This window comes from Umezawaea sp. NPDC059074 (assembly GCF_042738955.1).
Taxonomy (GTDB): domain Bacteria; phylum Actinomycetota; class Actinomycetes; order Mycobacteriales; family Pseudonocardiaceae; genus Umezawaea.
The window spans coordinates 18,633-41,035 of sequence record NZ_JBHYHC010000083.1; the positions used below are offsets into that span (position 1 = coordinate 18,633).

General features: G+C 71.1%; 20 protein-coding genes. 7 read left to right on the top strand and 13 right to left on the bottom strand.

Annotated features, from left to right (window positions below; translation table 11 throughout):
• The gene (locus ACFWW9_RS30445; protein WP_390384997.1) at positions 1–1,266 is read left to right on the top strand and encodes a DUF58 domain-containing protein; all 1,266 of its coding nucleotides are present in this window, start codon (positions 1–3) and stop codon (positions 1,264–1,266) included.
• A 400-nt stretch (positions 1,267–1,666) separates the two neighbouring features.
• Entirely contained in the window at positions 1,667–4,138 is a 2,472-nt protein-coding gene (locus ACFWW9_RS30450) for a transglutaminaseTgpA domain-containing protein (protein WP_390384999.1), read from the top strand.
• A gap of 314 nt (positions 4,139–4,452) precedes the next feature.
• On the opposite strand, the gene ACFWW9_RS30455 is transcribed toward ACFWW9_RS30450, so the two are convergent.
• The 6 genes from ACFWW9_RS30455 to ACFWW9_RS30480 all read right to left on the bottom strand — a co-directional run bounded on the left by ACFWW9_RS30455 (position 4,453) and on the right by ACFWW9_RS30480 (position 11,100).
• The gene (locus ACFWW9_RS30455) at positions 4,453–4,842 is read right to left on the bottom strand and encodes a DUF3040 domain-containing protein (RefSeq protein WP_390385001.1); all 390 of its coding nucleotides are present in this window, start codon (positions 4,840–4,842) and stop codon (positions 4,453–4,455) included.
• 1,265 nt (positions 4,843–6,107) lie between these two features.
• The gene (locus ACFWW9_RS30460) at positions 6,108–6,962 is read right to left on the bottom strand and encodes a hypothetical protein (RefSeq protein ID WP_390385003.1); all 855 of its coding nucleotides are present in this window, start codon (positions 6,960–6,962) and stop codon (positions 6,108–6,110) included.
• A gap of 87 nt (positions 6,963–7,049) precedes the next feature.
• On the bottom strand, positions 7,050–7,277 hold the full coding sequence (locus tag ACFWW9_RS30465) for a hypothetical protein (protein WP_390385005.1): 228 nt from the start codon (positions 7,275–7,277) through the stop codon (positions 7,050–7,052).
• Positions 7,278–7,363: 86 nt separating this feature from the next.
• Positions 7,364–8,017 (bottom strand): Crp/Fnr family transcriptional regulator, encoded by a 654-nt coding sequence (locus ACFWW9_RS30470; protein ID WP_390385007.1) that lies wholly within the window; start codon positions 8,015–8,017, stop codon positions 7,364–7,366.
• Positions 8,018–8,675: 658 nt separating this feature from the next.
• Positions 8,676–9,959, bottom strand: coding sequence for a DNA polymerase IV (locus ACFWW9_RS30475; RefSeq protein ID WP_390385009.1), 1,284 nt, complete (start codon positions 9,957–9,959; stop codon positions 8,676–8,678).
• A 37-nt stretch (positions 9,960–9,996) separates the two neighbouring features.
• Positions 9,997–11,100 carry an amidohydrolase family protein gene (locus ACFWW9_RS30480; protein WP_390385011.1) on the bottom strand — a complete coding sequence of 368 codons (1,104 nt, stop codon included), beginning with the start codon at positions 11,098–11,100 and terminating at the stop codon, positions 9,997–9,999.
• Positions 11,101–11,126: 26 nt separating this feature from the next.
• Here ACFWW9_RS30480 and ACFWW9_RS30485 point away from each other — a divergent pair, with 26 nt between their 5' ends.
• Entirely contained in the window at positions 11,127–12,401 is a 1,275-nt protein-coding gene (locus tag ACFWW9_RS30485; RefSeq protein ID WP_390385013.1) for a glutamine synthetase family protein, read from the top strand.
• Here the strand turns inward: ACFWW9_RS30485 and ACFWW9_RS30490 are convergent.
• From ACFWW9_RS30490 to ACFWW9_RS30515, 6 genes are all read right to left on the bottom strand, one after another.
• On the bottom strand, positions 12,382–13,113 hold the full coding sequence (locus ACFWW9_RS30490) for a methyltransferase domain-containing protein (RefSeq protein WP_390385015.1): 732 nt from the start codon (positions 13,111–13,113) through the stop codon (positions 12,382–12,384). The two genes, ACFWW9_RS30485 and ACFWW9_RS30490, sit on opposite strands and share 20 nt — an antisense overlap.
• Entirely contained in the window at positions 13,110–13,637 is a 528-nt protein-coding gene (locus ACFWW9_RS30495; protein WP_390385038.1) for a sigma-70 family RNA polymerase sigma factor, read from the bottom strand. Before ACFWW9_RS30495 ends, ACFWW9_RS30490 begins: the two co-directional genes overlap by 4 nt.
• A gap of 149 nt (positions 13,638–13,786) precedes the next feature.
• Positions 13,787–13,945: a hypothetical protein gene (locus tag ACFWW9_RS30500; RefSeq protein WP_390385017.1), complete on the bottom strand. Its 159-nt coding sequence runs from the start codon at positions 13,943–13,945 to the stop codon at positions 13,787–13,789.
• A gap of 341 nt (positions 13,946–14,286) precedes the next feature.
• On the bottom strand, positions 14,287–14,868 hold the full coding sequence (locus ACFWW9_RS30505) for a sigma-70 family RNA polymerase sigma factor (protein ID WP_390385041.1): 582 nt from the start codon (positions 14,866–14,868) through the stop codon (positions 14,287–14,289).
• A 197-nt stretch (positions 14,869–15,065) separates the two neighbouring features.
• Positions 15,066–15,821 (bottom strand): RNA polymerase sigma factor, encoded by a 756-nt coding sequence (locus tag ACFWW9_RS30510; RefSeq protein ID WP_390385019.1) that lies wholly within the window; start codon positions 15,819–15,821, stop codon positions 15,066–15,068.
• 95 nt (positions 15,822–15,916) lie between these two features.
• On the bottom strand, positions 15,917–16,648 hold the full coding sequence (locus ACFWW9_RS30515; protein WP_390385021.1) for a class I SAM-dependent methyltransferase: 732 nt from the start codon (positions 16,646–16,648) through the stop codon (positions 15,917–15,919).
• A 99-nt stretch (positions 16,649–16,747) separates the two neighbouring features.
• Between ACFWW9_RS30515 and ACFWW9_RS30520 the strand changes: the two genes are divergently transcribed.
• The 4 genes from ACFWW9_RS30520 to ACFWW9_RS30535 all read left to right on the top strand — a co-directional run bounded on the left by ACFWW9_RS30520 (position 16,748) and on the right by ACFWW9_RS30535 (position 20,264).
• On the top strand, positions 16,748–17,590 hold the full coding sequence (locus ACFWW9_RS30520) for a ParA family protein (RefSeq protein ID WP_390385024.1): 843 nt from the start codon (positions 16,748–16,750) through the stop codon (positions 17,588–17,590).
• On the top strand, positions 17,587–18,222 hold the full coding sequence (locus ACFWW9_RS30525; protein ID WP_390385026.1) for a LysE family translocator: 636 nt from the start codon (positions 17,587–17,589) through the stop codon (positions 18,220–18,222). The genes ACFWW9_RS30520 and ACFWW9_RS30525 overlap by 4 nt, the downstream gene beginning before the upstream one ends.
• Positions 18,209–18,994 (top strand): DNA-formamidopyrimidine glycosylase family protein, encoded by a 786-nt coding sequence (locus tag ACFWW9_RS30530; protein WP_390385028.1) that lies wholly within the window; start codon positions 18,209–18,211, stop codon positions 18,992–18,994. The genes ACFWW9_RS30525 and ACFWW9_RS30530 overlap by 14 nt, the downstream gene beginning before the upstream one ends.
• Positions 18,995–19,241: 247 nt before the next feature.
• Positions 19,242–20,264, top strand: coding sequence for a quinone-dependent dihydroorotate dehydrogenase (locus ACFWW9_RS30535; protein ID WP_390385030.1), 1,023 nt, complete (start codon positions 19,242–19,244; stop codon positions 20,262–20,264).
• Here the strand turns inward: ACFWW9_RS30535 and ACFWW9_RS30540 are convergent.
• Positions 20,261–21,478 (bottom strand): uracil-xanthine permease family protein, encoded by a 1,218-nt coding sequence (locus ACFWW9_RS30540; protein WP_390385032.1) that lies wholly within the window; start codon positions 21,476–21,478, stop codon positions 20,261–20,263. The two genes, ACFWW9_RS30535 and ACFWW9_RS30540, sit on opposite strands and share 4 nt — an antisense overlap.
• Between the last annotated feature and the right edge of the window lie 925 nt (positions 21,479–22,403).

The window sequence follows — 22,403 nt, forward strand, 5'->3', positions numbered from 1 at the left end:
ATGCGTGGAGCTCTCTCCGGCCTGACGACCCGCGGCCGCTGCCTGCTCGCCGCGGGCTTCGCCGCGGGGCTGTGCGCGCTCGTCCTCAACGAGCGCGACCTGCTCCGGGTGTCGGCCTTCGTGGTCGCGCTGCCGCTGCTGGCCGCCTGGCTGGCGACCCGCGCGCGGGTCGGGCTGCACGCGTCCCGCTTCCTCTACCCCAGCCGCGTCCCGGTCGGGTCCGCCACCGAGGTGCGCGTCGAGCTGCGCAGCACCGGCAGGCTCCCCACCGGCGGGCTGCTCCTGGAGGACAACGTCCCGTACGCGCTCGGCAGCAGGCCCCGGTTCGTGGTGGAGCGGCTGCCGCGCAGCACCGCCACCGCGCTGCGCTACCCCCTCAAGCCCGTCATGCGCGGCATCCAGCAGGTGGGCCCGCTGATGGCCCGGATCACCGACCCGTTCGGGCTGGTGGAGTACGACCGCGAGCTCGCGGGCCGCAGCAGGCTGGTCGTGGTGCCCCGGATCACCGGGCTCACCGGCCTGCCCAGCGGCTCCGGCATGGGCGCGGGCGACGACGGCTCGATCCGGCTGCGCAGCGGCCAGGGCGAGGACGACGCGATCGTCCGCGAGTACCGGCACGGCGACGACCTGCGCAAGGTCCACTGGCGCTCGACCGCGCGCCGCGACCAGCTCATGGTGCGCGTGGAGGAACGCCCGTGGCGCGGCGGCACGACCGTGCTGCTGGACCACCGGCTGACCGCGCACCGCGGCAGCGGCCCCAGCGCGAGCCTCGAGTGGGCCGTGTCCATGACGGCCAGCATCTGCCTGCACCTGCACCGCTTCGGCCACCAGGTCAAGCTCGTCGCCGAGGACGGCCGCGTCCTCGCGGGCGGCGCGGGCGACGGCGGCCACAGCGACTCCGTGGTGCTCGACGCGCTGGCCGCCCTGCAACCCTCCCACCGCCGGGAACTCGCCGCGGGCATCGACCCCGGCGCGGGCCAGGAGGTCATCGCCATCCTCGGCGCGTGCACCCCGGCCGTCGTGGACGGCCTCGTCCGCTACCGACCGCGCGGGATGCGCAGCCTCGCCGTGGTGCTCGACGTCGCCGAGTGGGCGGGCCCGACCGAGGACCCGTCACCGGACGTGGAGGAGACGCGCCGCCTGCTGCACATCGCGGGCTGGGGCGTCTCGATCGCCAAGCCGGGCAGCCCGATGAACCAGGTCTGGCAAGAACTGTGCCACAGCGCGGGCAACCGCGGCCCCGTGGTGCGCACGGAGGTGGGCTGATGCCCAGCACACCCCTCCGACCCACCGCGCACTCGAACGACCTGCCCCTGGCCAGGCAAGACCTGCGCCACGCCGCAGGCGCACAGGGAGGTTCGCCGATGCCCGGCACATCCCTCCAGCTGACCAGGTCCTCGGACGACGTGCTCTGGGCCCGGAAGAAGCCGCGCCACACCGAAGGCGCGCACGGAGGTGGGCCGACGTCCGGCACACCCCTCCGACCCACCAGGTCTTCGGACGACGTGCCCTGGGCCCGGCAAGAGCCTCACTGCACCGGAGGTGGGCTCGTGCCCAGCGTGCCCCTCCGACTCACCGCAGTCCCGAACGACCTGCCCCAAGCCCGGCAAAAGCCGCGCCGCGCCGCGGGTGACCGCGGGCCGCTGGCGCGCACGGAGGTTGGCTGATGCCCGGAGCTTTTCAGCAGAGACCGCCCGCCGCGGCGAGCCCCGGCCGTGCCTCGGCGGGTGGTGGGGACTGGAGCGGGTCGGTGACGCCCGCCGTCGCCGCGCTGGCGGTGGTGTGCTCGGCGACCGCGCTGTCCGGCGTGGTCACCGGCAGCCTGTGGATCTTCTACGTGCTGATCGCGGTCGCCGTGGTCAGCGGCACCGGCCTGGTGTTCCGCGCGTTCCGGCTGCCCGCCCCGCTGGTGGGCGTCGGCCAGATCCTCGCGCTGCTGTGCCTGCTGGTCACCCTCTTCACCAGGACCGGTTTCCTGGTGGTCCTGCCCGGCCCCGAGTCGCTCGGCGATCTGTGGACGGTGCTCGGCAACTCCATCGGCGAGGTCCAGACCGGTGTCCCGCCGGTCGCGGAGAGCCCGGCGATGCGCTGCCTGATCATGCTCGCGATGGGTCTCGTCGCGGTGCTGGTCGACACCCTCGCGGTGGGCGCCGCGGCTCCGGCCGCGTCCGGGCTGGTGCTGCTGTGCGTGTTCGCCGTGCCCGCGTCGCTGGCCGACGAGATGCTACCGCTGTGGACGTTCGTGCTCGGCGCGGGATCGTTCGCGCTGCTGCTCGTGGTCGACGGCCAGCACCGCCACGAGGCGTGGCGAGGACGGATGAGCGGCACCGGGGGCAGCAGCTCCGGGCGTGCCGCGACGGCCGTGGCGGGCATGGCCGTGGTGATCGCCCTGTTCGCGGGCGCGACCTTCACGCTGATCGGCACCGTGGGCAGGCTGCCCGGAGCGGGCACCGCGGCGGGCGGCGGCGCGGACGGCCTGGGGCTCAAGCCGTTGACCGAGCTGCGCGGCATGCTCAACCAGGGTGAGACCAGGGAGCTGTTCCACGTCCGCGGCCTGCCGGAGTCGGCGTACCTGCGGGCGATGACGCTCCAGCAGTACGACCCGGCCAACGGCGAGTGGTCCATCGGCGGCGCGCTCTCGGAGGGCCAGCCCGCCAGGGGCGACCTGGACGCGCAGCCCGGCGACCCCGGCGACGGCAAGACCACCAAGGTCGAGATCGACCCGGTCGGCTGGAACGACGTGTGGCTGCCGGTCTACGGCAGGCCTCGCAAGATCGACAACACCGACGACACGTGGCGCTACGACTCGACCCGCGGGATGGTCTACAGCCTCCGCAAGCACAAGGTCGGCCCGTACACGCTGGAGACCGTGCTGACCAACCCGTCGGCCGACGAGCTGCGCAAGGCCAACGGCAGCGCCGACGGCATCGACCCGGTGTACTTCAAGATCGACGGCATCGACCCGGTGATCTCCACGCTGGCCAGGACCATCACCCAGAACGAGACGACGAAGTTCGACAAGGCCACGGCGCTGTACAAGTTCTTCACCGACGGCACGCAGGGCTTCAAGTACTCGACGAAGACCCAGGGCGACACGAACGCCGACGCGCTGGTCGACTTCGTGATCAACAGCAAGACCGGCTTCTGCCAGCAGTACTCCGCGTCGATGGCCGTCATGGCCCGCTCGATCGGCCTGCCCGCCAGGGTCGCGCTGGGCTTCACCGGCGGCTACCCGACGGACGACTACAAGACCATCACCAGCCTGGACGCCCACGCGTGGGTGGAGATCTACTTCGCGGGCTACGGCTGGATGGTCTTCGACCCGACCCCGCTCACCGACGGCCGCGGCGTCGTCCCGTCCTACATCGGCGGCACCGGCGACGAAGGCCAGGCCCAAGCCCCCGACGCCCAGGACCCGTCGGCGGCGGCGTCCTCCAGCGCGGTGGTCACGTCCAGCTCGGCCGCCCCGGTGGTCGACACCCAGAACCTCGCGGGCACGGCCCCGGTCGAGCAGATCCCCCAGTGGCACTGGATCACCCTCGCCGTGACGGGTGGCCTGGCAGCGCTCCTGACCGTGCTGCTGCTGTTCCTGGGCAGCATCCCGGCCCTGGCGTCCCAACCGTGGGCCCGCCCCGCGACCGCCGCCGCCGCGGCAGGAATGTGGGCGGTGACGGCCACGGTCGCGGTCGCCTTGTACTCGTGGTGGCTGGCCGTACCGCTGCTGCTGCTGGGCATAGCCGCGTCCCCGGCGGTCGTGCGCGCGGTCCGCAGGCGCAACCGCCTGCACTCCATCGCGGGCCTGGGTGACCAGGCGGCCAACGCGGCGTGGGAGGAACTGATCGCGGAGTCCGTGGACCGCGGCACCCGCATCCCGGCCACGGAAACCGTCCGCGTGGCGGCCAGGCGCATGGCCAGGGCCCACAACCTGGACGAACAGGGCCGCGACGGCCTGCGTTCGGTGGTGGGAGCCATCGAACGCTCCTGGTACAGCGGCAAAGCCGACGCGGACCCGCAGCTGCCTCAAGCAGTGGACGACGTCCGCCGCAGCCTCAACCGCAACGCCCCCCTGGCACTCCGAGCCAAGGTGCTCCCCCGCTCGGTCCTCCAACCCACCGCCCCAGCCGACCCGTCGGACTGACCCGGCCACTCGCGCCTGTGGGTGCATGGTCCTTCACCGGATCAGGCACCCACAGGCGCGTTTCGCTTTCTCCGACCGGGTGAGCATCGCTCGATGCCGGCCTTCACAGGCTTTCCGCAAGCCCTCGGGGCATCCACCGCAAGCATCTCCACTGCACCTTCCCACCGGCCTTTGCCGCCGACCTCGCGATCGGCCTCCCAGCCCTCACAGCTTCAGCTCGCGGCGAGGCGGGGTCGAGTTGGGTGGGCACGCGAAGACACCGCGGCCCGCCCCTGGTGGGGCGGGCGCGCGGTGTGGTTCTTCGGTTCGGAGTTCTACTCGTCCTCGAAGCGGCGACGGAAACGTTCTTCCATCTTTTGTGAGAACGAGCTGCGGCTGCGGCTGGGCCGGCTGCCTTCCTGATCCGGCTCCTCGGCACCTTGGTCACCGCGACGAAGTGTCGTCAGGGTGAGCAACACGCCGAAGAACATCAACAAGAAGCCGACCACGCTCACCACCGGGATACCAGCGAGCTTCGGCAACATCACGCCCGTGACGAGCAGCGCCACACCCACGGCGAACAAAGCGATGCCCTGGAAGCGACGTCGTCGAGACGGCTTGCGCAGCTTGGCGCCACGCACGGTAGAAGCGAACTTCGGGTCCTCGGCGTAGAGCGCGCGCTCGATCTGGTCGAGCAGTCGCTGCTCGTGCTCGGAGAGTGGCATGGATCCTCCTCCGGCACAGCGGTCGCGGGCGCCGGGTGTTCACGGTTGCCGCCGGTCCCGGCGGACGCCCCCACTGGGGGCGTCATCCCCCAGGATACGATCCGCAGAGCCCGCCGACTACCCAGTCCGGGGTCTCAAGCGGTTGGTTCTGTCACCATCATCCTCACGGGTCAACGGTCAGACCTCCGTGAGGTGACGCGGGCGACGCACAGCGGAACCACCCATAACCGCATTTGTGCAGGTCCAGCTCGGTGCGCACCCCGAATCCCACCGATCGACCCCGGCTACCGCCCGAGCACCGATCGGTCACCCCGATGGCGTAACCCGGACAAGTTCTTCAGAAATTTTGATCGCGCTCCACCACGTTCCTGCCCCGAACACCCGGCCGCGCGGGCACAGGGGGGCAATTCCCACCCCCCGGAGCCCCCTCGAAGATCACGCGAGCCTCCCCTCGCCCGGTGAACCACAGCCGTCCCAAGCCCCTCGACCGAAGGTCGACTCGATGGCCCCGCGGCGAAATCGAGTCACGACCTCCGGCGGCCGGGGTGGGAGGGGTCCCCGGCCACCGGCAGACCGGCCGCTGTTCGAGCCGGTCGCTGTGGGGCCCTGTCGATCATCCTGAAAGCGCGGCAGTACGAGAGCGGATGACAGCGCGCGTCGACGAAATTGACCTCCCTGTGGAGTGAAGCCGGTTGGCCTGGGGCGAAGTGGGACAGCGGTGGGATCGAGAGGAAGGCCAACCAGGTGCCGACCGAGGCGGACCGACCCTGGCCACGACAAGCACCGACAGGGACAGGGCGGATCCCAGGTGGGCAGGAGTCGCCACGATCAGTGGCCACCAGCCAAGGAGGGTGACCGCTGGCCAACAGCTGTGGCCACCAGGCTAGGTGGGTGACCACCGGTCAACGTCGGTGATCGCCCGCCAAAGCACGTGACCACTGGTCAAAGTTGGTGATCGACAGCGCACGTCGGTGACCACCGGTCAAAGTCCGCAGTCACCAACCCAGGTCTGGGGCCATCGGTCAACATCGGTGACCACCAGCCGGAGTCCGTGGCCAACGGTCAAGATCGGCGATCGCCAGCCCATGTCGGTGACCACTGGCCAACGTTGCTGACCACCGACCGGCATCTGTGGCCGCAGGCCATGATCGGTGATCACCAGCCCCGCCGATGGCCACCAGATCAATAGGCGCGATCACCAGCCAGGGCCGATGGTCACCGCCGAAGGTCGGTGGTGGCCGGGATCGCCGGCCGAGGTGGGGTGGTCAGCCTGGGATCACGGCTGGGCGGGGGCGGTTGGTGGCGTAGGTCGCGGCTCGGCGTAGGTGGGCGGCTGTTTCCTCCGGGGTGTGGTGTGGGGTGGTGCGCACTACGACCACGCCTGCCGCTGACAGGTGTTCCGCGCGGGTGGTGGTGCGGAAGAGCCAGGCCAGGCCGATGGTGTTCCACCAGGCGTCCGCCGTGCCGAGTATTCGGCCTTCCGGGGTGCGCAGGGGGATGTGCCACCTGGGTGTGGGGAGGCCTGCCTTGGTGATGGCCTCGATCGGGCCTGGGGGCAGGGTGGCCAGGGTGGCTTGGAGGGTGGGGCTGCCGCGCGGGTTCAAGGTGGTCGGGTCGGTGCCCGCGCGGATGGTTTCCGCCAAGATCGCGCGTTGTGCCGCCGGCGGGAGGTGGCGGGCGGCGTCCAGGGCCGCCCTGGACGGTGGGGCGGTGAGGAAGTCGTTGCGCAGCACGGGATCGGGGAGGCCGCGGGTGCGGGTCACGCGGATCCCCGGTGGCGCGTCGATCGCGCGGCGGTGCGGCACCAGGACGTGGACCGGGCCGGTGGCCGGGACGGTGCGGATGCCGTGGAGGTGCAGGGCGTCCAGGCCGGTGAGGACGGTGTTCGGGCCCACGAAGCGCAGGGCGGCCTGGACGCGTTGAGCGCGGGTCGGTGGGGAGCCGCTGAGGAGCAGGATGCCTGGTAGGAGGTGCTGCCACGGGCCGCCTCGACGGCAGCGCAGGCGCAGCAGGGCTGACGAGATGCCCAGGTGGAGGAGCTCGGACATGGTCGCGACGCCGTGGCGGAACAGGGCCGACAGGGCGTCCAGGTCGATCAGGGTTCGGTTCGTCGTGTGCATGGGTACAGAGTCGGCCGGACCCACCCCTCGGTCTACCGGGTCCGGCCGATCTGTGGACAACCCCCGTGCCTGTGGACAACTCAGGGGTTACGAGTTGACGAGATCCGGTTCCTGCACCAGGGCGGGCTTCGCGGTTTTGCGGAGGTCGCGCCACGCGTCGTGGACGGCGACCAGGCTGCCAGCCATGACGATGGCGGCGGCCGCGGCGAGGAGACCGGAAGCGTTGAGCAGCACGAGCAGGACGACGGTCGCGCCCAGTTGCAGGACGGAGAACAGGATGGTGGTGGTGAGGCGTTCGATCTGCTGGCGGTTCATCTCGGAAGACCCCCTGGATTCGGTGACCACCTAGTTGTAGGCCCGAATCCGGGGTGCTTCCGCGTCAGATGCCGCAGAACGCGAGGTCACTCCACCAGCTCGTAGAGGCGGTCCGGGGCGAGGATGTCGATGCGCTTCCGGCCGGTGCGCACGATGCCCTGCTGGCGCAACGACCGCAGCACCCGCACGAGGGACTCGCGGGACGTGCCCGCGGCGCTCGCCAACTCCTCCTGGCTCAACGCGACGGCCCCCGCCGAGCCGACGCCGCGGTGCAGCACCACGTCCAGGAGCACCGCCGCGACCCGCTGGGTGGACGTGCCGCTGAACTGGATGCGCTGCCGGTCGGCGTCCCGCTGCCGCGACACCACGACCACCAGCACCGCCCACGCGATGTGCGGCTGGCGGCGGCACAACTCGGTGAAGCGGGCGGGCGCGATGACCAACGCCGACGCCGCGCCGAGCACGCGCACGCTGGCGGACCGCGGCAGACCGTCCACGGCCGACCGCTCCCCCACGATGTCCCCCGGCCCGCGAATCGCGAGCACCATCTCGTGCCCGCTGGGCGAGGTGGCCGTGACCCGCATCAGCCCACGCCGGACGATCAGCACGTGCTGCGACGGCTCACCCTCGTGGCAGACGACAGCGCCGGGCTCGTACTCGCGCACGGTGCCGACGGCGTCGAGCAGGGCGTGCCCGACGGGGTCGAGCAACCCCCAGAACCTCGCCACCTCGGATTCCATCCCACCAGCGTGCACCGACGCCGACGCGCGTGGTCGGTTCTCGGGCGTGCGACACCCGATCAGCGGTTCGGCTTTCGACGGTTTTTCGGCCGAACGGCGGGGTTCGGGGCTTCGGTCGGGTCCGGCGGCCGGGGTGGGGTTCCGAAGGCCGGACGGGGTTCCACGGGCCGGGCGCGGTGGGTGGCGCGGGAGCAGGTGCCGCAACGGGTTTCAGGACCAAGTTGGGCTACGACGTCTAGGGCGGCTTGGTGGACCCGAGATCAACGCTAGCGAAGGGGTCCGACATTTTCGGGGCCCGGTGTGGCCGAGGCTGGGGGGATGCATCTGATCGGGCAGCGGGCAGCGGGCAGCGAAGGTAGTCGGACCAGTGCGGTCAAGGGTGTTCGGCGGCGGTCCGAAGTGGGTTGCGGCTGAGGCGGTCAGAGGTGGCCGGACGTGTCAACCAAACACGGGGCCGGGCGCGGGGCCGGGCGAGCTGGGTCGAGTGTTCGGAGCGGATCTCGGGTGGAGCTGGGCCACGACGCCTAGGGGGCGGCCTGGGTGGCCCCCCGAGATCAACGCTAGTGAGGAGGTCCGACAGTTTTGAGGCTCAAGGTGGCCGAGGGTTGGGGATGCACCTGATCGGGTGGTGGTCTGCGGACGACGGGGCGCGCAGTGGTCAGGTTGGGCGGTCGGGTTTGGGTTCTGTGGTGCCTGAGCGGCGGGGTTGGGTGCCCAGTAGGGAGGCTGGGCCGATTGCGGTCAGGCCGAATTTGGATCTGGCCTGGTCTGCTGCCTGTTCTGCTTCGCGCCAGCCTCGTTCGGGGGCGTCGAACATCAGTTGTTCGCCGGTTTCGCCTTCCACCAGTTGTTCGAGGCGGACGCCGATGAGGCGGACCGCGCCGTCCGGCACGTGGTCGTCCAGCAGGGTGCACGCGGTGGCGTAGACCTCGTGGGTGAGGTCGGTCGGGACCTGGAGGGTTCTGGAGCGGGTGATGGTGGAGAAGTCGGAGTAGCGGACCTTGATCGACACCGTGCGGCCGCGGAGGCCTTTGGCGCGGAGTTGGCTGGCGGAGCGTTCGGCGAGTCTGAGGAGTTCGCGTTTGAGCAGGGCGCGGTCGAAGTGGTCTACCTCGAACGTTTCCTCCGCGCCGATGGACTTCTCCTTCGACTCCGGCACGACGGCCCGGTCGTCGTGGCCCTGCGCGAGGGCGTGGAGGTGTTCGGCGAGCGCCACGCCGAGGAGTTTGCGGAGCCTGGGCAACGGGGTGGCGGCGATGGCTCCGACGGTTTCCAGGCCGACCCGGTCCAGCTGCTCGGCGGTCTTCTTGCCCACGCCCCACAGCGCGGACACGGGCAGCGGGTGCAGGAACTCCAGCACCGACGTCCTGGGCACGACCATGAACCCGTCCGGCTTGCACATGCCGGACGCGAGCTTGGCGAGGAACTTGGTCGGGGCGACGCCGACCGAGCAGGTGATGCCGTACGCCTCCTGCACCTGCGTCCTGATCAGCGCGGCGATGGCCCCCGACGTCATCCCCATCCGCCGCAGGGACCCGCTGACGTCGATGAACGCCTCGTCCAGGCTCAGCGGCTCGACCAGTGGCGAGATGTCGCGGAAGATCGCCATCACGCCGCGCGAGGTCTCCTGGTACAGCCCGAAGCTGGGCGGCAGGAACACGGCGTGCGGCGCGAGCCGACGCGCGTGCGCCGTGGGCATCGCGGAGCGGACACCGAACTCGCGGGCGATGTAGTTCGCCGACGAGACGACGCCCCGGTTGCCGGTGCCGCCCACGATGACCGGCTTGTGCCGCAGCTCCGGCTGCTCGCGGATCTCCACGGCGGCGTAGAAGGCGTCCATGTCCACGTGCAGCATCGGGCAGCCGGTGTCGTCCGGCCACCGGCCGTCGCGCGCGATGAAGCGGTCGACCAAGCCGCGCGGCAGGTTCGCGCTGCGCCCCACACTCCACCCCACCTCGGTCGAACGTCCGTTCGAGACTCTAGTCCAAACGGTAGGCCCGGCGCGCGTTCTCGTACCCGATCAGGTGAGCGATCCGCACGGCGTCCGCCTCCACCAGGTCCCCGGACGCCATCGCCGACGCCAGGAAGTCCGACAGCGCGCGCCGGAACAGCAGGACGCCCAGGTGGTACAGCTCGGCCAGGCCGTAGGCGTCGCTGGAGAACAGGAACTTCCCGAACGGCACGATCTCCAACGCCTCCGCCAGCACCCGACCGGCCTGGTGGCCGACGTTGTGCGTGGTGAGGCCGAGGTCGACGAACACGTGCGGGAACACCTGCGCGAGGTAGCCGGCGTTCCGGTGGAACGGGTAGTTGTGCAGCAGCATCACGGGCACGCCGAGCCCGGCCGTGGCGCGCAGGAAGTCGGTCAGCAGCAGCGGGTCGCACCGGTGCAGGTCGGCGTCGGAGTCGCCGTAGCCGACGTGGAACTGGACGGGCAGCCGCCGGTCGAGCGCCGCCCACACCAGGAACCGCGTCAGCACCTCGTCAGCGCACCGGCCTCCCCGCGCGAGCCACCGCCCGGCCGCCTCGGCGACCTCCGCGTCCGACGGCCGCTCCGGCCGCAGGGCCAGCCCCACCCGGTACGCGGCGATCGACTTCGCGCCCACCGCCGTCGACGCCGCCAACCGCGCCCGGACCTCGGAGGCGAACCCGGCGGCCGTGCACCCCTCCGTGACGACCTCCTCGGCCAGCCGCTCCAGCCGCACGACCTCGAACGACCGGGCCCCGGTCACCGCCGCCAACTCCCGGTAGTCCAGCAGCAGCTCCGGCGACAGGCCGCCGTCGACCAGGTAGGTGTCCACGTCGGCGGCCGCCAGGAACGCCCGGTTCACCTCCGCCGCGCCCAACGACCGCCGCCGCGCCAGGTAGTCCTCGGCGGAGGCGTGCGGGTCCAGGTCGAGCACCGGCGCGCACCACCGGCGCACGGCCAGCCCGATCGAGGAGTCGAACAGGGTCGTGCCCAGCGGGCTGACCTGGTCGGCCTCGGTCAGCACCTCCTCGAAACCCGTGCGGTCCACGTCGGCGCGCAGCACGCCGTGGCAGTGGTGGTCGACCAGCCTCAGGTCCGCTACGAAGGGCAGCATCCTCCCGTTGTAGCAGCATGTGCGGCATGGAGACCGCGCATCTCGCAGAACTCGGCGTCGTGGCCGTGGCTGTCACCTGGGTCGACAACAGCGGCGTCACCAGGGTCAAGTCGGTGCCGCTCGCCGGACTGGGCACGCCCGTGGGCGCCTCGCCGGTGTTCGACGTGTTCCTGCTCCAGGACACGATCATCGACGGCCGGTTCGTCGGCGGCCCGGTCGGCGACCTGCGGCTGCACGCCGACCCACAGCGGCTGACCGCGTTGGCCGCGCAGCCCGGCTGGGCGTGGGCGCCCGCCGACCGGCACCACCAGGACGGCCGCCCGTACGCGTTGGACCAGCGGTTGGCGGCGAAGCGGATGGTCGAGCGGCTGGCCGACGCCGGGCTCGCCGCGCAGGCCGGGTTCGAGATCGAGTGGGCCGTCGGCCGGGGCGGCACGGACGACTTCGTACCCGCCGCGACCGGCCCCGGTTACAGCCACGCGCGGCAGGTCGAGCTGTCGGACTACTGCGCCGACGTGATCCGGGCGCTGGGCACGCAGGGCGTGCGGGTGCTCCAGTTCCACCCGGAGTACGCGACGAGCCAGTTCGAGGTGTCCACGGCCGCGGAGGACCCGGTCGCCGCGGCCGACACGGCGGTGCTGACGCGCGAGACGATCCGCGCCGTGACGGCCCGGCACGGGTTGCGGGCGTCGTTCTCGCCGAAGGTCACCACGACCGGGGTCGGCAACGGCGGCCACCTGCACCTGAGCCTGTGGCGGGACGGCCGGAACCTGTTCACCCGCGGCGACGGGCCGCTCGGGCTGACCCCGGAGGCGGCGGCGTTCACCGCGGGCGTCCTGGAGCACCTGCCCGCGCTGACCGCGATCGGCTCGCCGTCGGTCGCGAGCTACCTGCGGCTGGTGCCGTCGCACTGGGCCGCGCCGTTCGCCGCGTGGGGCCTGGAGAACCGCGAGACGGCGTTGCGACTGGTCAGCGGTGCGAACGCGAACCTGGAGATCAAGTCGTTCGACCTGTCCGCGAACCCGTACCTGGTGGTCGCCGCGACGATCGCCGCCGGGCTGGCGGGCGGGTCCGAGCTGCCCGCGCCCCTCGACGTAGACCCGGCCGGCCTCGCGGGCGTGCCGCGGCTGCCGTCGTCGTTGACCGAGGCGGCGGACGCGCTGGAGCACGACCAGGCGTTGAACGACGCCCTGGGGCGCGAACTGGTGGCGACGATCGTGGACGTCCGGCGGGGCGAGGTCGCCCTGTTCGCCGACTCGACGCCGGAGGAGGTCGTCGCCGTCACCCGGTGGCAGCACTGAGGACGGGCTGGAAGAACGCGGTGTCCGGCCAGCTCACGTCGGTGAACCCGGCGTCGGCGAGCAGGCCGCCCAGTTCGGCGCGGGTGATCGCCCAGTAGGTCGTCCGGCGGACGGTCGTGGCCCACCCGTCGCCGCGCGGTTCGAGCTGGAAGTGCTCCAAGTCGTAGTGGGTGCCCTCGTTGTTCCACGTCCACAGCTGGAACGTCACGGTCCCGCCCGCGTTGCGCTGCGGCGGCGTGGACAGGGGCCGGTCGCGGCGCAGGACGTCGTAGTCGCGGGTGGTCAGCACGAGCCGCCCGCCGGGCCGCAGCACCCGCCGCATCTCCCGCGCCGCCGCCGTCACGTCGGCGGCGGTCAGCAGGTGCGGCACGGCGTTGTCGGCCGCCAGCACGACGTCGAACGCCCCGGAGGCGAACGGCAGCGCCCGCATGTCCGCGACCACCACCGGCAGCGCCACGGACCGCGCCGCGGCTTCACGGGCGGCGCGCGCCACGGCGACCGGGCTGAGGTCGGAGCCGACGACGGGGTGGCCGAGCGCGGCCAGGCCAAGCGCTTGCGTGCCGATGCCGCACGCGCAGTCCAGGACCCGCGAGCCCGGCGGGAGCAGCGGGGCCAACGCCGCCGCCTGCCGGGTGATGCTCGCGTCCCAGTCGCCGAAGATCAGGTCGTAGGTGGGGGCCAGGTCGTCGTAGAACCGACCCGCACCGCTCACCGCATCCGGTCCGGGGTCATCGTCTTGCGGAGCTTGGTCAGGGCTCGGTGCTGTGCCACGCGGACGGCTCCGGGGGTCGAGCCGAGCGCGGTGGCGGTCTCCTCGGCGGACAGGCCGACCACGACGCGCAGCAGCAGGATCTCCCGCTGCTTCTCCGGCAGGACCTTCAGCAGCTCCACCATCTCGCGCGACAGCTCCCCGCGCAGGACCTGCTGCTCCGGGCCCGCGTCCGTCTCCGGGAGGTCCGGCACGTCCGCCATGGGCTCGGAGCGGTTGCGCGACGACGCCCGGTGCGCGTCCGCGACCTTGTGCGCCGCGATCCCGTACACGAACGCCAGGAACGGCCGCCCCTGGTCCCGGTAGGACGGCAGGGACTTCAGGACCGCGAGGCAGACCTCCTGGGCCACGTCGTCCGCCGAGGCGAACGAGCGCTCCTGGCTGCCGATGCGGGCCCGGCAGTACCGGACGGCCATCGGGCGGACCACGCGCAGCAGCGCGGCGACCGCGGCCTTGTCGCCCCTCATCGCCGCCACGACGTCCGCGGCGATGTCGTCGGTGCGGGGTTCCGGTTGATGACCGGCCGCGGCCTCCGGGGCGCGGGACACGACCGAGTCGAGGCGGAGGTCGTTGCGGGACGGACGATCCCCGATAACAGCGTTTCCACTACCCGCCATCACAGGCCCCCTTTGTTGTTCTTGCGCGCACGAGCGAACACACCAGCCCTGGAAATGCGCACGTCTCCAGCGTGCGTGCTGTTCACCGCGGTTTCGCCGCATTTCGGCGGACCGGCGTTGCGGAACACCGGGAAACACGCGAGCACTGCATCACTCACCAATTCATCCCCTGCGGATCGTCGACCGATCGGTCTGCCTGCACGGACGCCTGCGGATGGCGCCGCACAGGCCTTCGCCTCCCAGGACTTCCCCGGAAGACCACTCATCGGCCCATCCCTACGTCGGTGACATTTCCACGTTCACTCATAGACATGTCACCAAACAAGACGAGACTCACCACATTTTCTTAAGCAAATCAGACCCATAGGAAATACATATGGCGATTTACCGGACCGCCGGAGTATCGAAACTGATCGGTGTCCACACGAGAACGTTTTCGCGGTTTAACCGAAATCATCGATTACACGGTTATTAACCGCACTAGTGCGGTAATGGCAGGTCACTCGCGGTCTTGGACGTCCTCGGGGCTGAGCACCTTGCGCAGGCGTGACAGGGCCCGGTGCTGCGCCACCCGCACGGCGCCGGGCGTGGAGCCGACGGCGTCCGCGGTCTCCTCCGCGGACAGGCCCACGACGATCCTCAGCAGCAGGATCTCCCGCTGCTTGTCCGGCAGCACCTTGAGCAGGCTCGCCATCTCGCGGGACAGCTCGCCGCGCATGGCCCGCTGCTCGGGACCGGCCTCGGTCTCGGGACCGTCCGGCACGTCCGGGACGGGCTCGGAGCGGTTGCGGGCGGACGCCCGGTGCGCGTCCGCGACCTTGTGCGCCGCGATGCCGTAGACGAATGCCAGGAACGGCCGCCCTTGGTCCCGGTAGGACGGCAGCGCCGTCAGCACGCCGAGGCAGACCTCCTGCGCCACGTCGTCCGCGGACGCGAACGAGCGCTCCTGACGGCCGATGCGGGCCCGGCAGTACCGGACCACGAGCGGGCGGATCGCGCCGAGCAAGCGCTCCACGGCCGCGCGGTCCCCGCCGATCGCCAACGCCACCTCGGCGGCCAGGTCGTCCGGCCGGGACGACAGCACGCCGATCGACGGCTCGACCGGGGGGACGATCTTCACGGTCGCCGCGCGGGCGACCAGCTCGTCGAGCTTGCTGCCGTGCGCGCGCTTCGCGAGGCTCGCCGCGCCCACCTCGCCCAGCGAGGACCCGTCGACCGTGCCCTCGCCGTCGACGATCCTGCGGTGCCGCTCGGAGGCGACGTCCAGTGAGGACGACATCACAGGCCCCCTTCCCGGCTCAGGTACCTGCGGGCCACCGCGCGCGCCCGCGAGATGCGGACCTCCACGGTGTGGGGCTTGAGCCGCATCAGCTCTCCGATCTCCGCGGGGCTGTACCCGCCGCGCACGAGCGCCAGCAACGAGCTGTCGCTGTGCCCGATGTGCTTGAACAGTGAATCCAGCACCGCCTGCGTCACCACGGTGTCCTCGGCCGAGCGGTCCCCGTGCAGCTGGTCCACGGTGGACCAGGCGTCCAGCAGTTCCACGTCCACCCAGTCCTGCCTGCCCCGCTGCCACCTGCGGTAGGTGTTCGGGAAGGTCAGGACGCAGGCGTTCGCGTAGTACTGCTTGAGGGACAGGCCGTTGAACGGCGACCAGTTGCCGCCGAGCAGCCCGCGGTCGCGGAACATCTCGAACCCGTCCCAGACGACCTCGCTCGACAGGTCCTCCACGTCGTGCGGCGGGACGACCTGCTGCCTCACGCCCCGGCCCTGGCGGCGCGAGCTGGCGAAGATCCCCCCGGAGCGCACCAGGCCCTTGACGTACTCCAGCCCGTAGCCCAGCAGCTGGTTCAGGACCATCTTGGAAACCCCGTCGGCGAGTCCGCGTTCGCGGAAGTGCTGGTGCAGCAGCATGTCGACCCGGACGCGGTGCGCTTCGTCCACGCCCGACCGGAAGTAGTGGTCGACGTCGTGGCTGGAGAGTTCCCCTAAAACCGGGTCGTCCGGCTCCCGAGGGCCCTCGACAAAACCCATCCACCGATCCCTACGTCGACACGTCTGCGGCCTTCACTGGTTCCAATGTCGCTGAATAACACTTTCCTCACAAGATTTACGAAAGAAAATCTTCGTCACGCCGGGCGACGGGCGAGGACGTGCAGACGTGCGGCGACGTCGCGCAGCGGCGATCTCGTCGCGGCCGCCAGCTCCAGCTCCGCGAGCGCCTCGGCGGCTCCCGGACTCGACTCCAGCACGGATCCGGGCACGAGGTCGGACACCACGCCGTACCCCTGGAGCAGCTCCACCTTCAGCCCGGTCGCGATGATCAGGGCCTCCAGGCCGTCCAGGTCGAACCGGCGCAGCAGCGGGTCGTTCGTGCCCGCCAGCTGGCCAGCGGCGTCGTCGAGGAGGCGGCGGGCGTCGACCAGCCTGCCCGCGATCGCCCGGTGCAGCACGGCCGCGAACCGGTTCGCCACCAGCACGGACACCGCCCCGCCCGGCGCGGCGGCCGTGGCCAGCGCGGACGCCGCGGCCTGCGCGTCGTCGACGATCTCCAGCAGCCCGTGGCCGAGCACCAGGTCGGCCTCGCCCTCGGGGGCCAGGTCGCCGAGCGCCTCGGTGTCGCCCTGGATCGCGGTGATGCGATCGGCCACCCCGGCCTCGCGGGCCCGGCGGTGCAGCGTCGCCAGCGCGTTCGGGCTCGGCTCGATGACCGTGACGGAGCAGCCCGCCGCGGCGAGGGGCACGGCCCACACCCCCGTGCCGCCGCCGACGTCGAGCACCCTGGGCGGTTCCCCGCCCCGGCGCTCCCGCGCGGCGATCAGCTCGGCGTCGAGCACCCTGTGCACAGCGTCCGGTCGCATGGTCGTAGAGCGTAGAGCGTGGTACCGACAGCGCGCGCCGACCGGCGGGGGCCGACCGATGTTCGGACCTGATCTGGTAAAGACCGTAGGCTGCACCCCGTGCATACGGTCGCAGTGCTGAGCCTCAAGGGTGGCGTGGGCAAGACGACGGTGGCGCTCGGTCTCGCCTCGGCCGCGCTCCGCCGCGGTGTGCGGACGCTGGTGATCGATCTGGACCCCCAGTGCAACGCCACCTCCACCCTGGAACCCGCCGAGACCGAGGCGTCCATCTACGACGTCCTGCGAGAACCGACGCTCGAGGTGCTGGAGAGAGCCATCGCGCCGAGCACGTGGGGCGAGGGCGTCGACGTGCTGTCCGGCTCCGAGGACGCGGAGTCGCTGAACCACCCCGACCCCGGCCAGACCCGGCTGGGCAGGCTCCGCGAGGCCCTGACGCTGATCAAGGACCGCGACGACGACTACCCGTACCAGCTCGTGCTGCTGGACTGCCCGCCCTCGCTCGGCCAGCTGACCCGCTCCGCGCTGGTCGCCGCCGACCGCGCGCTGCTGATCACCGAGCCGACCATGTTCGCCGTCGCCGGCGTGCAACGCGCGTTCGAGGCCGTGCAGAACGAGCGGGAGAACAACGCCGACCTGCAACCGCTCGGCGTCGTGGTGAACCGGGTCCGGCCGCGCTCGCACGAGCACCAGTTCCGCATCGAGGAGCTGCGCGACATCTTCGGCCCGCTGGTCATGCCGGTGGCGCTGCCCGACCGGCTGGCCGTGCAACAGGCGCAGGGCGCGTGCATGCCGATCCACGAGTGGGGCACGCCCGGCGCGCGCGAGGTGGCGCTGGCGTTCAACCTGCTGCTCGCGCGGGTGCTGCGGGTCAGCCGCAGCAGGCGGCGGGCCGTGCACCGCGACTTCGACGACGAGGAGATCCAGGAAGCGGTCGACGCGTGAGCGTGACCGCCCTGCTCGCCTTCACCGCCACCGCCCTGCTGCTCACGATCACGCCCGGCCTGGACACCATGATGCTGCTGCGCATGGTGCTCGGCGGCGGTCGTCGCGCGGGGGTGGTCGGCGGTTTCGGCACGACCCTGGGCTGCGTGGTGTGGGGCGCGGCGAGCGTCGCGGGCCTCACGGCCCTGCTGGTCGCCTCGCGGCTCGCCTACGACGTGCTGCGCTGGGCGGGCGCGCTGTACCTGCTGTGGCTGGGCGGCTCGGCGCTGTGGAGGTCGTGGCGCGGTCGGACCGTCGCCGACGACGTGCCCGCGCCGCGCGTGACGCCGCGGCAGGCGTTGCGGACCGGGTTCACCACGAACCTGCTCAACCCCAAGATCGGCGTGTTCTACCTGAGCCTGCTCCCCCAGTTCCTGCCGGTCGACGGCGGCACGACGGCGTGGGCCGTGCTCCTGGTGGGTATCCACGTCGGGCTGGGCCAGGTCTGGCAGCTCGTGGTGGTGTGGTTGGCGGGACGGGCGGCGGTCGTGCTGACCAGGCCGCGCGTCAAGGAGTGGACGGAACGCCTGACCGCGTCCGTCCTGATCGGCTTCGGCCTGAAGGTGGCGTTCGACAGCAGTGCCAGAGGGTGACACGGTTTTCCTGGCAGGCCACCGCCTCGACGAGGCCCTGGCCGGCAAAGCCCTGCTCCGCGCGGAGCTGCGGCACCCACGGCTGCCCTCCGGGGCGCTGAGCGGGCGTTCGGTGCTCGGGGTCCGGTCGGTGGGCAAGCACCTGCTGATGCGGTTCTCCGGCGACCTGAGCCTGCACAGCCACTTCCGGATGGACGGCGCGTGGCACCTGTACCGGCCGGGCCAGAAGTGGCAGCGGCCCGCGCACCAGGTGCGGGCGATCATCGAGGTGGAGAACCGGATCGCGATCGGGTTCGCCCTGCACGACATGGAACTCGTGCCGACCGGCGAGGAGCACCGGCTCGTCGGCCACCTCGGACCGGACCTGCTCGACGAGGACTGGTCCGACGGGGACCTGCACGAGGCCATCCGCAGGCTCGCCGCCGACCCGGACCGGCAGCTGGGGCCCGCGCTGCTCGACCAGCGGGTGATGGCGGGCGTGGGGAACCTCTACAAGACCGAGGTGTGCTTCCTGCTGGGGGCGTCGCCGTGGGCGCCGGTGTCGTCGATCGACCCCGGCGAGGCCGTGCGGCTGTCGCGCAAGCTGCTGCTGGCGAACGCGTGGGCGCCGGAGCAGAGCACGACCGGGCAGCGGGGTCGCGGGAACCAGCACTGGGTGTTCGAGCGGGCCGGGAAGCCGTGCCGCCGGTGCGGCGACCGGATCGCCGTGGAGACCCAGGGCGACGACTACATGGCCCGCATCTCCTACTGGTGCCCGACCTGCCAGCGGTGACACATGTTCGTCTTCCGTTGAACCTTTTGGGCCCCGTTCGCGTGCAGGTGGTCATGACAACTCGCGGAAATGCTGATTGGTTCCTCCCTGCCCACCGGACCTCGGTGAGCGCTCCCCCCTGGCCGACGCGCGTGGCCCCGCCGTGGCCGTGGTGGCTGTGAGCGAGGTCGCGGAGTGCCGGACACCACCCGGCGCCCGGCACCGGCCGCACTAGGCTGACCTGGGTCTACTTCCAGGAGGTTGTTCGGTGGTCTACAAGCGCGTGATCCGCAAGGCGTTGTTCCGCTTGCACGGCGGGGACGCGGAGCGGGTCCACGAGACCACCCTCGGCGCCCTGTCCCGGCTGAGCCCCGCGCTGCGGTTCACGACCGGCGCGCGCAACGAGCGGACGGTGTTCGGGGTGCGGTTCCCGAACCCGGTGGGACTCGCGGCGGGGATGGACAAGGACGGGCGCGCGTTGCCCGCGTGGGCCGCGATGGGCTTCGGGTTCGTCGAGGTCGGCACGGTCACCCGGCACCCGCAGCCAGGCAACCCCCGGCCGCGGCTGTTCCGGCTGAGGTCCAGCGAGGCGATCGTCAACCGGATGGGCTTCAACAACGCCGGGGCCCAGGCGTTGTCGGCCCGGTTGGACCGGCTGGGGCCGTTGAAGGCCCCGCTGGGGATCAGCCTCGGCAAGTCCAAGGTGACGCCCGTCGAGGAAGCCGTCGAGGACTACTGCACGTCCCTGCGGGCCCTCTACCGGCACGGCGACTACTTCGCGGTGAACATCAGCTCGCCGAACACCCCAGGCCTGCGCAGCCTCCAGGACAAGGGCGCGTTGACGGAGCTGCTGGGCGAGCTGACGGCCACGGCGGACACGCTGGCGCACGGCGGGAAGCGCAAGCCGATCCTGGTGAAGATCGCGCCGGACCTGACGGACAGCGCCATCGTGGAGCTGCTGGAGGTCTGCGAGCAGCACGGGGTGAGCGGCTTGATCGCCACCAACACGACGTTGGGCAGGGACGGGCTGGCCCCGGCCGACCAGGCGCTCGCGGCCGAGGCGGGCGGGCTCAGCGGCAGACCGCTGGCCGAACGGGCGCGCGAGGTCGTGCGGTTCGTCAGCAAGGAGACCGACGGCAAGCTGCCGATCATCGGCGTTGGCGGGATCTTCGACGGCGACGACGCCCGCCGCATGGTGGACGCCGGAGCCGACCTCGTGCAGGTCTACACCGGGTTCATCTACGAGGGTCCGGGCCTGGTCCACCGGGTGAACAAGGCGCTGGCCCGCTAGGACGGCCCGAGCTGCGAGGTCCGCGCGGCCCGCAGCCAGCGCATGACCGGGTGCAGGATCACGACCAGCAGCGACCCCCACACGAGGCCGCCGAGCTGCATGCTGCCGAGCTTCATCGTGAGGTCGCCGACCCCCGCGACCAGCGCCGCGCCGCCGACCATGGCGTTGGCCGGGTTGGTCAGGTCGACCCGGTTGTCCATCCAGATGCGGACACCGATGAGCCCGATCAGGCCGTAGAGGAGGAGCGTCACGCCACCGAGCACGCCGGGCGGGATCGTGGCCATGGCGGCGGTGAACTTCGGCGAGAACGCCAGCAGCACGGCCCCGCACGCGGCCACCGCGTAGGCGGCCGTCGAGTAGACCTTGGTCACAGCCATGACGCCGATGTTCTCGGAGTACGTCGTGGTCCCCGACCCACCGCCGAGCCCGGCCAGCAGGGTGGAGACGCCGTTGGCGATGATCGAGTCGCCGACGCTCCCGTCCAGGTCACGACCGGTCAACGCGGCCACGGCCTTCACGTGGCCGACGTTCTCCGCGACCAGCACGATCACGACCGGCAGGAACAGCAGCGTCACCGAGGGCCGGATCTCCGGCGTGTGGAAGTCCGGAAGCCCCACCCACGCGGCGTTGCGCACGGCTTGCAGCCGCTCGGCCGCGATGAGCCCCAACGCCCCTCCGAGCGCCCACCCGATCGCCACGCCGAACAGGACGGAGAGCCGGAAGACCAACCGCCTGCCCAACACCCCGGCGAGCAGGACGAACCCCATCGTGACGGCGGCGAGCAGGGGTTGTTGGGAAAAGGAGTCGGTCGCCGAGTGCGACAGGTTGAGCCCGATGAGGATCACGACGGCCCCGGTCACGACCGGCGGCATGACGGAGTCGATCAGCCGAACCCCGAGCGCCTTGACCGCGATCCCCACGACGATCACCAACAACCCGACGGCCAGGACACCGCCGAGTTGAGCGGCAACCCCTTCCTCACGGGAAGCGGCGAGCGGGGCGATGAACGCGAAGGACGCACCGAGGTAGCTGGGAACGCGGTTGCGGGTGAGCAGCAGGAACAGGAGCGTGCCCACCCCGGAGAACAGGAGGGTGGTGCTGACCGGCAGACCCGTGACGGCGGGGACGAGCGCCGTGGCGCTGATCATCGCCACGAGGTGTTGTGCGCCGAAGCCGATGGTGAGCGGCCAGCTCAACCGCTCCTGCGCTGACACGGCTTCACCGTCGGTAGTCCGACCATCGCCGTGCACGGTCCACAACGCCACTCAATGCCCTCCCGGCAGCTCTGCCGGACGCCCCTGTCCGACCTTGGAATCCTGCCACGCCACGTAGCCGATGAGGCTATATAACGGTCTGATAATCACACGAAGGCACTAAGATTCTTCGGTTGAACCACGGGTTGGGCCCAACTTGACTACGCAAGGTGACGTAATGGGGCGCGGCAGATGGTCCCGAGACGATGTGCGGGTGGCATGCGGGTGGTGAACGGGCCACTGCCGAGGAATCAGTGTTAGGCCGAGCTTACCCGGCATGGATCTTGGCCACAGGTCCGGGGGTGTGACTGTGGGTAAGCGGTGGTTGCAGGGGGTTTCCGGGCTGCACTCGGGACTGCTCCTGAGCCGTCGCCGGTGGGGTTCCTCCTGGGCAGGTTGGCCGGGCTGGCGGTTCCTGCTGGCGGCCACGCAGGCAGATCCGCTGGCGGCCACGCAGGCAGATCCGCCGGCAGGTACGCAGGCAGTTCCGCTCGTGGCCACGCAGGCAGTTCCGCCAGTGGGCACGCAGGCAGTTCCGCTAGCGGGCACGCAGGCAGTTCCGCCTGTACCAACGCAGACAGTTCCACTGGTGGCCGATTTGACTTGGGGCCCCTCTTTTTGGCGCTAGTCGGGCCAAAACGGCAGGATCAAAACTTGCCGCCCGACTGAGTTTAGCGCCAAAAACCCCAAGTAAAATCGGCCGCTACGCGGCACCGCACGCTCGGCCAGGCAGTCAATCAGCCACCCGCCCACCACCAGCAACATGCCTATTGACCTGCGAAGATGAGAGTGCTGGTTGGTTCGTGTCCGATTTTATTTGGGGGATTTGCCCCTTAAAATTGGAGATCGGGCAGGGCTTTGGGGCACTGCCTTTTGGCCCGATCAA

What these genes read in the sequence shown, in the direction of transcription:
- ACFWW9_RS30445 (WP_390384997.1), top strand. Translation starts at nt 1, where the DNA reads ATGCGTGGAGCTCTCTCCGGCCTGACGACCCGCGGCCGCTGCCTGCTC.
- ACFWW9_RS30450 (WP_390384999.1), top strand. Translation starts at nt 1,667, where the DNA reads ATGCCCGGAGCTTTTCAGCAGAGACCGCCCGCCGCGGCGAGCCCCGGC.
- ACFWW9_RS30455 (WP_390385001.1), bottom strand. Translation starts at nt 4,842, where the DNA reads ATGCCACTCTCCGAGCACGAGCAGCGACTGCTCGACCAGATCGAGCGC.
- ACFWW9_RS30460 (WP_390385003.1), bottom strand. Translation starts at nt 6,962, where the DNA reads ATGCACACGACGAACCGAACCCTGATCGACCTGGACGCCCTGTCGGCC.
- ACFWW9_RS30465 (WP_390385005.1), bottom strand. Translation starts at nt 7,277, where the DNA reads ATGAACCGCCAGCAGATCGAACGCCTCACCACCACCATCCTGTTCTCC.
- ACFWW9_RS30470 (WP_390385007.1), bottom strand. Translation starts at nt 8,017, where the DNA reads ATGGAATCCGAGGTGGCGAGGTTCTGGGGGTTGCTCGACCCCGTCGGG.
- ACFWW9_RS30480 (WP_390385011.1), bottom strand. Translation starts at nt 11,100, where the DNA reads ATGCTGCCCTTCGTAGCGGACCTGAGGCTGGTCGACCACCACTGCCAC.
- ACFWW9_RS30485 (WP_390385013.1), top strand. Translation starts at nt 11,127, where the DNA reads ATGGAGACCGCGCATCTCGCAGAACTCGGCGTCGTGGCCGTGGCTGTC.
- ACFWW9_RS30495 (WP_390385038.1), bottom strand. Translation starts at nt 13,637, where the DNA reads ATGAGGGGCGACAAGGCCGCGGTCGCCGCGCTGCTGCGCGTGGTCCGC.
- ACFWW9_RS30510 (WP_390385019.1), bottom strand. Translation starts at nt 15,821, where the DNA reads ATGGGTTTTGTCGAGGGCCCTCGGGAGCCGGACGACCCGGTTTTAGGG.
- ACFWW9_RS30515 (WP_390385021.1), bottom strand. Translation starts at nt 16,648, where the DNA reads ATGCGACCGGACGCTGTGCACAGGGTGCTCGACGCCGAGCTGATCGCC.